Annotated in this window: 12 protein-coding genes; 11 read left to right on the top strand and 1 reads right to left on the bottom strand. The window is 72.5% G+C overall.

The genetic code is table 11. The features are described from left to right. The first annotated feature begins 1 nt into the window (after position 1). From AMK31_RS33615 to AMK31_RS33570, 11 genes are all read left to right on the top strand, one after another. Positions 2-991 (top strand): amino acid ABC transporter permease, encoded by a 990-nt coding sequence (locus AMK31_RS33615; RefSeq protein ID WP_073944527.1) that lies wholly within the window; start codon positions 2-4, stop codon positions 989-991. Continuing rightward, on the top strand, positions 988-1752 hold the full coding sequence (locus AMK31_RS33610) for an amino acid ABC transporter ATP-binding protein (RefSeq protein WP_073944526.1): 765 nt from the start codon (positions 988-990) through the stop codon (positions 1750-1752). The genes AMK31_RS33615 and AMK31_RS33610 overlap by 4 nt, the downstream gene beginning before the upstream one ends. A 48-nt stretch (positions 1753-1800) precedes the next feature. Continuing rightward, positions 1801-2781, top strand: a complete 981-nt coding sequence (locus AMK31_RS33605) for an ABC transporter substrate-binding protein (protein WP_073944525.1) — start codon at positions 1801-1803, stop codon at positions 2779-2781. 35 nt (positions 2782-2816) lie between these two features. After that, a complete protein-coding gene (gene ssuE / locus AMK31_RS33600) occupies positions 2817-3374 on the top strand; it encodes an NADPH-dependent FMN reductase (protein WP_073944524.1) in 558 nt (185 codons plus the stop codon). Positions 3375-3452: 78 nt separating this feature from the next. Beyond that, positions 3453-4559 (top strand): LLM class flavin-dependent oxidoreductase, encoded by a 1107-nt coding sequence (locus AMK31_RS33595; protein WP_073944523.1) that lies wholly within the window; start codon positions 3453-3455, stop codon positions 4557-4559. Positions 4560-4619: 60 nt separating this feature from the next. Beyond that, entirely contained in the window at positions 4620-4745 is a 126-nt protein-coding gene (locus tag AMK31_RS42205; RefSeq protein WP_274535985.1) for a hypothetical protein, read from the top strand. Between the two features lie 132 nt (positions 4746-4877). Continuing rightward, complete coding sequence (locus AMK31_RS33590; protein ID WP_073944522.1) at positions 4878-5765, top strand: glutathione S-transferase C-terminal domain-containing protein; 888 nt, start codon at positions 4878-4880, stop codon at positions 5763-5765. Between the two features lie 76 nt (positions 5766-5841). Then, positions 5842-7041, top strand: coding sequence for an LLM class flavin-dependent oxidoreductase (locus AMK31_RS33585; RefSeq protein ID WP_073944521.1), 1200 nt, complete (start codon positions 5842-5844; stop codon positions 7039-7041). 12 nt (positions 7042-7053) lie between these two features. After that, on the top strand, positions 7054-8427 hold the full coding sequence (locus AMK31_RS33580) for an NtaA/DmoA family FMN-dependent monooxygenase (RefSeq protein ID WP_073944520.1): 1374 nt from the start codon (positions 7054-7056) through the stop codon (positions 8425-8427). Further along, the gene (locus AMK31_RS33575; protein WP_073944519.1) at positions 8424-9509 is read left to right on the top strand and encodes an LLM class flavin-dependent oxidoreductase; all 1086 of its coding nucleotides are present in this window, start codon (positions 8424-8426) and stop codon (positions 9507-9509) included. Before AMK31_RS33580 ends, AMK31_RS33575 begins: the two co-directional genes overlap by 4 nt. Positions 9510-9522: 13 nt before the next feature. Next, on the top strand, positions 9523-10650 hold the full coding sequence (locus AMK31_RS33570) for an MsnO8 family LLM class oxidoreductase (protein ID WP_073944518.1): 1128 nt from the start codon (positions 9523-9525) through the stop codon (positions 10648-10650). Between the two features lie 36 nt (positions 10651-10686). Here AMK31_RS33570 and ppk2 read toward each other — a convergent pair whose 3' ends face one another. Then, positions 10687-11490: a polyphosphate kinase 2 gene (gene ppk2, locus AMK31_RS33565; protein ID WP_073944517.1), complete on the bottom strand. Its 804-nt coding sequence runs from the start codon at positions 11488-11490 to the stop codon at positions 10687-10689. Positions 11491-11643 lie beyond the last annotated feature (153 nt).

Here is an 11643-nt window from a genome sequence, read left to right as displayed (position 1 = left end):
CATGAGCAGCGACACCTTGACCGAACCGACGAAGCGACTGGCCGGCGAACCGGCCGAGTTCAGGGTCGTCCCCGTCCGCCACTACGCCCGGTGGGTGGCGGCCACCGCCGTGATCGTGCTGGTCGCCCAGTTCGCGCACGGACTGGCCACCAACCCCGTGTGGGAGTGGCACGTCTTCCGTGACTACATCCTGTCCGAGACCATCGTCCAGGCCGTGTGGGTGACGCTCCAGCTCACCGCCTACGCCACCGTCCTGGGCTTCCTCCTCGGCACCGTGCTCGCCTTCATGCGCCTGTCCCGCAGCCCGGTGCTGCAGACCGTCGCCTGGACGTACATCTGGGTCTTCCGGTCCATCCCGATGATCGTCCAGCTGGTGTTCTGGTTCAATCTGAGCGCCCTGTACGAGCGGCTGGGCGTCGGCATCCCGTTCGGGCCGGTGTTCTGGTCCGTCGACAGCAACAGCCTCATCGGCACCATCGGCGCCGCCGTCATCGGACTGACGCTGCATCAGGCGGCGTACGCGGCCGAGATCGTCCGCGGCGGTGTCATCGCCGTCGATCACGGGCAGCTGGAGGCCGCCGCGGCGCTCGGCATCCCCCGGCTGCGCCAGATCCGCCGGATCGTGCTCCCGCAGGCCATGCGGGCCATCCTGCCCACCGCCGGCAACGAGATCATCGGCCTGCTGAAGGGCACGTCGGTGGTGTACGTGATGTCGATCGGCGAGCTGTTCTACCAGGTGCAGGTGATCTACGGCCGCAACGGCCGGGTGATCCCGCTGCTCCTCGTCGCCACCGCCTGGTACGTGGTGCTGACCTCCGTGCTCTCGGTCGCCCAGTACTACGTCGAACGGCACTTCGCCCGCGGCGCCGACCGCACCCCGCCGCCCACCCCGCTCCAGCGCGCCCGGCGTCTCGTCCGCGACCTGCGCACCGCGGCCGCCCGGCGCGACCAGCCCGTCGTAACCCTCAAGCCCCTGGGAGACAGCCGATGAGTCAGGTGATGGTGGACGTCCACGGCGTCCACAAGAGCTTCGGGCCGCTGGAGGTGCTGCGCGGCGTCGACCTCCAGGTCCGCGCCGGAGAGGTCACCGTGATCCTCGGCCCGTCCGGCTCCGGCAAGTCCACCCTGCTGCGCGCCATCAACCACCTGGAGAAGGTCAACCGCGGCTGGATCAGCATCGACGGCGAACTCATCGGCTACCGCCGCTCCGGCGACAAGCTGCACGAGCTGCGGGAGAAGGACGTCCTGAAGCAGCGCACCCACATCGGGTTCGTCTTCCAGAACTTCAACCTCTTCCCGCACCTGACCGTGCTGGAGAACATCGTCGAGGCCCCCGTCTCCGCGCTGCGCCGCCCGCGCAAGGACGCCGAGCGGGCCGCCCGCCGGCTGCTCGACCGGGTCGGGCTCGCCGACAAGGCGGACGCCTACCCGCGTCAGCTGTCCGGCGGCCAGCAGCAGCGCGTCGCCATCGCCCGCGCGCTGGCCCTCGAACCGAAGGTGCTGCTCTTCGACGAGCCCACCTCGGCGCTCGACCCGGAACTCGTCGGCGAAGTCCTCGACGTCATCAAGGACCTGGCCGCCGGCGGCACCACCATGATCGTCGTCACCCACGAGATCGGCTTCGCCCGCGAGGTCGCCGACACCGTGGTGTTCATGGACGGCGGCGTCGTCGTGGAACAGGGGCCGCCCGCGGCCGTCCTGGACACCCCGCGGCACGAACGCACCCGCGCCTTCCTCTCCAAGGTCCTCTGACCACCCAGCAACCCTCACCGCACGCAACCGCACGCAAGGAGAACCACCGTGTCCACCCTCACCCGCCGTACCTCCGCAGCGGCTCTCGGACTCGCCACCGCCCTCGTCCTCGCCGCCTGCGCCAACCCCGACGACGGCGGCACCACCGAGGTCGCGGACACCAAGGGCACCAAGACGAAGATCAACACCAGCCCCGACCAGGACCGCGTCACCACCGGGAAGGTCGACTCCATAGCCGCCCAGGTCCCGAAGGAGATCCGCGAGAGAGGCACCCTGGAGATCGTCTACTCCTCCACCTCGGCGGCGCCGCTGAACTTCTACGCCACCGACAACAAGACCCTCATCGGCGTGGAGACCGACCTCTCCCGCCTGGTCGCCGACGTCCTCGGCCTGAAGCCGAAGGTCAACACGGTCTCCTGGGAGAACATCTTCGTCGGCCTCGACAGCGCCAAGTACGACGTCGGCTTCAGCAACATCACCGTCACCGAGGAACGCAAGGAGAAGTACGACTTCGCCACCTACCGCGAGGACAACCTCGGCTTCGAGGCGAAGAAGGGCAGCGGCCTGAAGATCGACGGCCCCGAGGACGTGGCGGGCCGCACCGTCGCCGTGGGCAGCGGCACCAACCAGGAGAAGCTGCTCATCGAGTGGAGCGAGGAGAACGAGAAGGCCGGCCGGAAGCCGGTGGACATCAAGTACTACCAGAACGACAGCGACACCTACCTCGCCCTCCAGTCCGGCCGCATCGACCTCTACCTCGGCCCCCACCCGACCGCCGCCTACCACGCGGCCACCTCCGGCAAGACCGAGGTCGTCGGCACCTACTCCGGGGCCGGCGCCACCCTCCAGGGCCTCATCGCGGCCACCACCAAGAAGGACAGCGGCCTGGTGAAGCCGCTCTCCGCCGCGCTCGACGAGGTCATCGACAACGGCACCTACGCGCAGGTGCTCAAGCGCTGGGGCCTGTCCGAGGAGGCCGTCCCCCAGTCCGAGATCAACCCGCCCGGCCTGCCCAAGACCAACCAGTAGCCGTCCCGCCCGTCCCGCACCTCGAAGGGTCCGCCATGGCCACCGTCCTGTCCGTCTCCGGAAGCCCCTCCGCCACCTCCCGCACCGCCCGGCTGCTGCGCCACCTGGACCGGCGGCTCACCGCCCAGGGACACGAGGTGATCCCGCTGGACGTCCGCACCCTGCCCGCCGAGGCCCTGCTCGGCGCGGACGTCCGGCACCCGGCGATCGCCGAGGCGCTCGCGCTGTTCGACCACGCCGACGGGGTCGTGATCGGCACGCCCGTCTACAAGGCCGCCTACTCCGGGCTGCTGAAGTCCCTGCTCGACCTGCTCCCGCAGTACGGGCTGGTCGGCAAGACGGTGCTGCCGCTGGCGACCGGCGGCACCACCGCGCACGTCCTCGCCATCGACTACGCGCTGCGCCCGGTGCTCAGCTCCATGGGCGCCGGGCACATCGTCCAGGGCTGGTTCACCCTGGACAAGGAGATCGCCGTGGCCGACGACGGCACCCTCACCGTCGCCCCCGCCGCCGCCGAGGCCCTGGCGCAGGTCGTCGACCAGTTCTCCGCCGCCCTGGGCAGCCGTACGGCCTTCCTGGCGGCCGCCGGATGAGCGAGCGCCCCCCGTCCGCCGACGCCCCGTCCGCCGGCGCCCCCGTCAGCGGCGCCGAACGAAAGGCCTGAGCAGCACGTGAGCCTCACCTTCCACTGGTTCCTCCCCACCAACGGCGACAGCCGGCATGTCGTCGGCGGCGGCCACGGCACCCCGGCCACCGCGAGTGCCGGCGACCGGCCGCCCACGATCGGCTACCTCAGCCAGATCGCCCGCGCCGCCGAGGACCTCGGCTTCACCGGCGCGCTGACCCCCACCGGCGCCTGGTGCGAGGACGCCTGGCTGACCACGGCCATGGTCAGCCGGCACACCGAGCGGCTGAAGTTCCTGGTCGCCTTCCGGCCCGGCTTCGTCTCCCCGACACTGGCCGCGCAGATGGCGTCCACCTTCCAGCGGCACAGCGGCGGCCGGCTGCTGCTCAACGTCGTCACCGGCGGGGAGAGCAAGGAGCAGCGGGCCTACGGCGACTTCCTCGACAAGGACGCCCGGTACGCCCGCACGGACGAGTTCCTGACGATCGTCCGCGAACTGTGGGACGGCCGCGGCGTGGACCTGACGGGGCGGCACCTGCGGGTCGAGGACGCGCGCCTCGCCCGGCTGCCGGACCCGCGGCCCGACATCTACTTCGGAGGCTCCTCACCCGCCGCCGGAGAGGTCGCCGCCCGGCACGCGGACGTCTACCTCACCTGGGGCGAGCCGCCCGCCGCCGTCGCGGAGAAGACCGCCTGGATCCGGGCGCTCGCCGAGAAGGAGGGCCGGTCCGTCCGCTTCGGCATCCGCCTGCACGTCATCACGCGCGACACCTCCGCCGCGGCGTGGGCCGAGGCGGAGCGGCTGCTCGACGGGTTCGCCCCCGAGACCGTCGCCGCCGTGCAGGAAGGCCTCGCCCGCAGCGAGTCCGAGGGGCAGCGGCGGATGGTCGCCCTGCACGGCGGGGACCGCGCGGACCTGGAGATCCACCCCAACCTGTGGGCGGGCATCGGCCTGGTGCGCGGGGGAGCGGGCACGGCCCTGGTCGGCAGCCACGACGAGGTCGCCGAGCGGATCGCCGAGTACCACGGGATCGGCATCGACGAGTTCGTGCTCTCCGGCTACCCGCACCTGGAGGAGGCGTACTGGTTCGGGGAGAACGTGCTGCCGCGCCTCGCCGCGCGCGGGCTGTGGACCCGCCCCGGGCCCTCTTGACGGGACCCGGCGACGGGCTGACACTCCAGGAGAGATTTCCCAGCGGACAGGTAGGAAAAGATGGAGCGTCCGGAGTCGTCCACCGACCGCGCGATGCGCGCGGGCCGGCCGGCTCTGCTCCTGACCTCCCGCCGCCACATCGATCTCCTGCGCGTCTGCAGCGCGGCCGGCCGCCGGGGGCACTGAACCGACGGTGCCCACCGGCACCGCGGACCCCTCGCACACGGGCAGGCATCGTCGCGCGTCCCTGACTCCTCCCGTGCGCCGCCGGCCGCCAACGCGCGCCCTCAGAAGCCGGATCCGGATCCAGGGAGACACATGCCCGCCGCACCCCTGACCAGCCTGCCGACCCTGCCGTCGTTCCGGGGCAGGATCGGCTGCCACGCGAGCAGCGGCTACTACGCCGTCGCCCGCCGCTACCGCCTCCACCTCGCCCTGTCGTGCCCGCACGGTCTGCGCCTTGCCATCGCCCACAGCCTGCTCGGCCTGGAGCAGACCCTGCCCGTCACCCTGCTGCCGGCCGTGCCCGACGGCCCCGACGGCGGGCACACCGCCCTGCGCCCGCTGTACGAGGCCAGCGCGCACCGCCATCCCGGCCCCACCGCGGCACCGGTGCTGAGCGACGACTGGACCGGACGGATCGTCAGCGGCCACGCCCCGGACATCCTGCGGGACATGGTCCGCCACTTCGGCCGGGACCGCTCCGACCTGTGCCCGCCCGGCGCGTGGGCGGAGACGGAGGCCGTCGAGCTCCTCTGCGCGTACGGCGTGCACGAGGCCGCGCAGAACGCCGGGCGGGCCGGCGCCGGCCCCGCGGCACGGCGGACCGCTCTCACCCGGCTGCTGGGCACCCTGCGGCAGTGGGAAGGGCGGCTCGGCTTCCAGGAGTTCGTGCTGGGCGACCGGCTGACCCTCGCCGACGTGCACGTGTGGGTGGCGCTGGTCCAGCTCGACACCGTGCACCGCCGGCACCTGGACGCCGACGCGGTCCACCGCGTCGCCGGCCATCCGAACCTGTGGGCCTACGCCCGCCGACTGGCCACCCACCCCGCGTTCGGCCGCCACCTCGACCTCACCGGCATCGCCCGCCGCCACCACGCCCGCTGCCAGGGCCTGGAGGCCGCCGGAGCGGCGGTGCAGATCCTGGACTGGGCGGCGCACACCGCGGACGGCACCGGCCGGCCCGCCCCGCTCTGTTGTCCCTGAAACCGCATCCCACCGCCGAGGCCGGCACCCCTGGGCCGGCCCCCGCCCGACGCACCATCAGGAAGGCACCCTCTCCGTGTCCGCATCCTCACCCCTGCACCTCGCCGTCGCACTGGACGGCGCCGGCTGGCACCCGGCCGCCTGGCGCGAACCGAGTGCCCGCCCCCGCGACCTGTTCACCGCCGCCTACTGGGCCGACCTGGTGACCGAGGCCGAACGCGGCCTGCTCGACTTCGTCACCTTCGAGGACGGACTCGGCCTCCAGTCCTCGGACTTCGCCGAGCCGGACGACCGCACCGACCAGGTCCGCGGCCGGCTGGACGCCGTCCTCGTCGCCGCCCGCGTCGCACCCCTGACCCGGCACATCGGCCTGGTGCCGACCGTGGTCGTCACCCACACCGAGCCCTTCCACCTCGCCAAGGCGATCGCCACCCTCGACTACGCCGGCACCGGCCGTGCCGGACTGCGCGTCCAGGTCACCGCGCGGCGCAACGAGGCGGACCACTTCGGCCGCCGCGCCATCCCGCGGCTCACCGCCGAGGAGTGGGAGACCCCGGCCGGCGAGGAGCTGATCGACGGACTGCTCGACGAGGCCGCCGACTACGTCGAGGTGCTGCGCCGCCTGTGGGACAGCTGGGAGGACGACGCCGAGATCCGCGACGTCACCACCGGCCGCTTCATCGACCGCGACAAGCTGCACTACGTCGACTTCGAGGGCCGCTGGTTCAGCGTCAAGGGCCCCTCGATCACCCCCCGCCCGCCGCAGGGCCAGCCCGTCGTCACCGCGCTCGCGCACCGCAGCGTCCCGTACCGGCTGGTGGGCCGCTCGGCCGACGTCGGCTACATCACCGCGCACACCACCGGCCAGGCCCGCGCCGCTGTCACCGAGATCCGCGAGGCCCAGGCCGCGGCGGGGCGCGCCCAGGAGCCGGTGCATGTCTTCGGCGACCTCGTCGTGTTCCTCGACGACGACCCCGGCGCCGCCGAGGACCGCAAGGCCCGCCTGGACGAACTCGCCGGACAGCCCTACACCAGCGACGCCGAGATCTTCACCGGCACCCCGGACCAACTCGCCGACCGCCTGCTGGACTTGCGGACCGCCGGCCTGAGCGGCTTCCGGCTGCGGCCCGGCGTGATCGGCCACGACCTGGAGCGGATCACCCGCCGGCTGGCGCCCGAACTGCGGCGCCGGGGCGTCTTCCGGCACGCCTACGAGGCGGACACCCTGCGCGGGCTGCTCGGCCTCGCCCGCCCCGCCAACCGCTACGCCGCCTGAGGGAGTGCGCACATGAGCAAGCCGCTGAAGCAGATCCACCTGGCCGCCCACTTCCCCGGCGTCAACAACACCACCGTGTGGAGCGACCCACGGGCCGGCAGCCACATCGAGTTCAGCTCGTTCGCGCACTTCGCACGGACCGCCGAACGCGCCAGGTTCGACTTCCTGTTCCTCGCCGAAGGCCTGCGCCTGCGCGAGCAGGGCGGCAAGATCTACGACCTGGACGTGGTGGGACGGCCGGACACCTTCACCGTGCTGTCGGCGCTCGCCGCCGTCACCGACCGCCTCGGCCTGACCGGCACCATCAACTCCACCTTCAACGAGCCCTACGAGGTGGCCCGCCAGTTCGCCACCCTCGACCATCTGTCGGGCGGCCGGGCCGCCTGGAACGTCGTCACCTCCTGGGACGCCTTCACCGGCGAGAACTTCCGCCGCGGCGGCTTCCTGCCCGAGGAGGAGCGCTACTCGCGCGCCAAGGAGTTCCTGACCACCGCCCACGAACTGTTCGACTCCTGGCGGGGCGACGACATAGTCGCCGACCCGGCCGGCGGGGTCTTCCTCCGCGACGCCAAAGCCGGCGCGTTCGTCCACGAGGGACGGCACTTCGACATACACGGCCGTTTCAACGTCCCGCGCGGCCCCCAGGGCCGCCCGGTGATCTTCCAGGCCGGCGACTCCGAGGAGGGCCGCGAGTTCGCCGCCGCCGAGGCCGACGCGATCTTCAGCCGCTACGCCGCCCTCGACACCGGCCGGGCCTTCTACACGGATGTGAAGTCCCGCCTCGCCAAGTACGGCCGCCGCCACGACCAGCTGCTCATCCTGCCCGCCGCGAGCTTCGTGCTCGCCGACACCGACGCCGAGGCCGAACAGCTCGCCAAGGAGGTGCGCCGCCTGCAGGTCAGCGGCGCCACCGCCCTCAAGCACCTGGAGTTCGTCTGGAACCGCGACCTGTCCGGCTACGACCCGGACGGCCCGCTCCCCGACATCGACCCCGACGTGTCGGCCGACCACGTCGCCCGGGGCCGCGCCCAGGTCCGGATGTACCGCGACCCGCTCGCCACGGCCCGCGAGTGGCGCGAGCTGGCGGCGGCCAACAACTGGTCCATCCGCGACCTGGTCATCGAGACCGGCAACCGCCAGACCTTCGTCGGCTCACCGGCCACCGTCGCCCGGACCATCAACGAGTATGTACAGTCCGACGCAGCCGACGGCTTCATCCTCGTCCCGCACCTCACGCCCGGCGGACTCGACGAGTTCGCCGACCGGGTCGTCCCCCTCCTCCAGGAACAGGGCGTCTTCCGCACCGAGTACGAGGGCACCACCCTGCGCGACCATCTCGGCCTGGACCACCCGGACGGCGCGCCGAGCGAGCAGGTGGCGTCGTGAAGTTCCTCGCCGTCACCCTGATCGTGCACCGCCCGGACCCGGTCACCGGCGTACGCAAGCCCACCCGGGACCGCTTCCGCGAGGCGCTGGACAACGCGCTGCTCGCCGAGGAACTGGGCTTCGACGGCTTCGGCGTGGGGGAGCGGCACGAGTGGCCGTTCCTCTCCTCCTCCCCACCGGTGGTCCTCAGCCACATCGCCGCCCTGACCCGGCGCATCCGGCTGTTCACCGCCGTGACCACGCTCAGCCTGCTCGACCCGGTCCGCGCCTACGAGGACTACGCCACCCTCGACCACCTCTCCGGCGGACGCCTGGAGCTGATCATCGGCAAGGGCAACGGCACCGCCCAGCGCGACCTCTTCCACGTCACGCCCGACGACCAGTGGGAGCGCAACGCCGAGAGCTACGAGGTGTTCCGGCGGATCTGGCGGCAGGACAAGGTGACCGCCGACACCCGCTTCCGGCCCCCGCTGAAGGACGCCGAGGTGTGGCCGCGCCCCTACCAGCGGCCCGTGCGGGTCTGGCACGGGAGCGCCACCAGCACCGAGTCCGTGGAGCTGGCCGCCCGGCACGGCGACCCGCTGTTCTCGGCGAACGTCACCCACCCGATCGAGCCGTACGCCGAGCTGATCCGCCACTACCGCGAACGCTGGGAGCACCACGGCCACGACCCGGCGGACCTCGCCGTCGGCGCCGGCACCGCCGGACTGTACGTCGCCCGCACCTCCCAGGAGGCGCTGGCGGCGTACCGGCCGGTCTTCGAGAGCACCCTCGCCTTCCAGAAGGAGGCCGGCCTGCCCGTGGTCTTCCCCACCCTGGAGGACTTCGTCGAACGCAGCTCCGCCCTGGTCGGCAGCCCGCAGCAGGTCGTCGACAAGGTCCACCGCTACCACGAGCACTTCGGCCACAGCGTGCTGCACGTGCAGGCCGACGCTGGCGGCCTCGCCCCGGACCGGCACCGGGCCTCGCTCGAACTGTTCCAGTCCGCCGTCGCACCCGTGCTGCGCCGCGAGATCCCCGACCCGCCGTTCCCGTGGGCGCCGGTCGGCCCCGAGCCCGGACCCGAGTCCCTTCCCCGCTGAGGAGCACCCGACCATGCCCCGCACACCCCTCGGCGTGCTCGACCTCGTCCCGATCCCCTCCGGTTCCACGGCGGCCGACGCGCTGCGCGCCTCACTCGACCTCGCCCGGCAGGCGGAACGATTCGGCTACCACCGCTACTGGTTCGCCGAGCACCATCTGAACCCGGGCGTGGCCGGCACCTCGCCCGCCGTCGTGCTGGCCCTGACCGCCGCCGCGACCGGCACGATCAGGCTCGGCTCCGGCGCCGTCCAGCTCGGCCACCGCACCGCCCTGTCCACCGTCGAGGAGTTCGGGCTGATCGACGCCCTCCACCCCGGCCGTCTCGACCTCGGCCTCGGCCGCTCCGGCGGCCGCCCCTCGGCCCCGCCGCCGCGACCCCGGCCCACCACGACGCCCGTCGTCGACGGCCGCACCCCCAACGGCCTGCCGATACCGGCCCCGTTCACCCCTGACGACCTGCTCGGCTCCCCGCGCTTCCGCCTCCAGCAGCGGCTGCTGCGCCAGCCCGGCGCGAACCCCCAGGACTACGCCGAGCAGATCGACGACGTCCTCGCCCTCCTGCGCGGCGACTACCGTTCGCCGGAGGGCACCGAGGCGCACGCCGTGCCCGGAGAGGGCGCCGACGTGCAGGTGTGGATCCTCGGCAGCAGCGGCGGACAGAGCGCCGGCGTCGCGGGCCGCAACGGGCTGCGGTTCGCGGCCAACTACCACGTCAGCCCGGCCACCGTGCTGGAGGCGGTGGAGGGCTACCGGGCCGCGTTCCAGCCGTCCGACCACCTCGACAAGCCCTACGTCAGCGTCTCCGCGGACGTCGTCGTCGCCGAGGACGACGCGACCGCACGCGAACTGGCCACCGGCTACGCCCTCTGGGTCCGCTCGATCCGCACCGCCGAGGGCGCCATCCCCTATCCGACCCCGGACGAGGCCCGCGCCCACGCCTGGACCGAGGCCGACCGGGCGCTGGTGGCCGACCGCGTCGAGACCCGGTTCGTCGGTTCCCCGGCACACGTCGCCGACCGGCTGGAACAACTGAGGGAGGCCACCGGCGCGGACGAACTGCTCGTCACCACCATCACCCACGGCCACGCCGACCGGGTCCGGTCGTACGAACTCCTCGCGGAGGAATGGGCGCGCCGCTGAGACCGGGCGGCCGCGCGCAGAGGGGTCATGCGGACGTCACAGGCTCGCCGCGTGGTCGGGGACGTAGGTCTGCAGATCGCGGGGCGGCCGCTCGTAGCCGCTCGACGGTGGGCGCTCCGGCAGTTCCAGGACCGGGGGCGGCACGTCGTGGTACGGCACGGAGTCCAGCAGATGGGCGATCATGTTCAGCCGCGCCCGCCGCTTGTCGTCGCTCTCCACGACGTACCACGGGGCCTCGGAGATGTCGGTGTGCACCATCATCTCGTCCTTGGCCCGGGAGTAGGCCTCCCAGCGGGTGATCGAGTCCAGGTCCATCGCCGACAGCTTCCAGCGCCGCAGCGGGTCCTCCAGGCGGCGCCGGAACCGGTCCTGCTGCTCGGCGTCGCTCACCGAGAACCAGTACTTGCGCAGCAGGATGCCGTCCTCGACCAGCATCCGCTCGAAGATCGGGCACTGGCGCAGGAAGAGCTGGTACTCCTCCATGGTGCAGAAGCCCATGACGTGCTCGACGCCGGCCCGGTTGTACCAGCTGCGGTCGAACAGCACGATCTCCCCGCCGGCCGGCAGCTGCTCGACGTACCGCTGGAAGTACCACTGGGTGCGCTCGCGCTCGGTGGGCTTGGGCAGTGCCGCGATCCGCGCCACGCGCGGGTTCAGATGCTCGGTGACCCGCTTGATGGTGCCGCCCTTGCCCGCCGCGTCCCGCCCCTCGAAGACGACGACGAGCCGGGCGCCCTCGGCGCGCACCCACTCCTGGAGCTTCACCAACTCCGTCTGCAGGCGCAGCAGCTCCCTCTCGTACGTCTTGCGCGGCAGCTTCGCCGTCTGCTTGCCGGCCATGGCGTCTCCCCGGTCGACCGTGTGGGCGGGCGCGTGCCCGGGAGCGAGCACCTGGACAGCACCGTACTGGCCTAGGGGGTGTCCGCAAAGTCAGGGTAGCCAGATTCGTAGGCAGGCGATGGTGACCAGGGCCTGGTAGTGGCGGGCGAGTTT

The organism is Streptomyces sp. TSRI0107 (assembly GCF_001905845.1).
Lineage (GTDB): Bacteria > Actinomycetota > Actinomycetes > Streptomycetales > Streptomycetaceae > Streptomyces.
The sequence above is the reverse complement of the archived record's forward strand: the minus strand, read 5'-3'. Positions and strand labels throughout refer to the sequence as shown.

What these genes read in the sequence shown, in the direction of transcription:
- AMK31_RS33615 (WP_073944527.1), top strand. Translation starts at nt 2, where the DNA reads ATGAGCAGCGACACCTTGACCGAACCGACGAAGCGACTGGCCGGCGAA.
- AMK31_RS42205 (WP_274535985.1), top strand. Translation starts at nt 4,620, where the DNA reads ATGGAGCGTCCGGAGTCGTCCACCGACCGCGCGATGCGCGCGGGCCGG.
- AMK31_RS33590 (WP_073944522.1), top strand. Translation starts at nt 4,878, where the DNA reads ATGCCCGCCGCACCCCTGACCAGCCTGCCGACCCTGCCGTCGTTCCGG.
- AMK31_RS33580 (WP_073944520.1), top strand. Translation starts at nt 7,054, where the DNA reads ATGAGCAAGCCGCTGAAGCAGATCCACCTGGCCGCCCACTTCCCCGGC.
- ppk2 (WP_073944517.1), bottom strand. Translation starts at nt 11,490, where the DNA reads ATGGCCGGCAAGCAGACGGCGAAGCTGCCGCGCAAGACGTACGAGAGG.
- AMK31_RS33610 (WP_073944526.1), top strand. Translation starts at nt 988, where the DNA reads ATGAGTCAGGTGATGGTGGACGTCCACGGCGTCCACAAGAGCTTCGGG.
- ssuE (WP_073944524.1), top strand. Translation starts at nt 2,817, where the DNA reads ATGGCCACCGTCCTGTCCGTCTCCGGAAGCCCCTCCGCCACCTCCCGC.
- AMK31_RS33570 (WP_073944518.1), top strand. Translation starts at nt 9,523, where the DNA reads ATGCCCCGCACACCCCTCGGCGTGCTCGACCTCGTCCCGATCCCCTCC.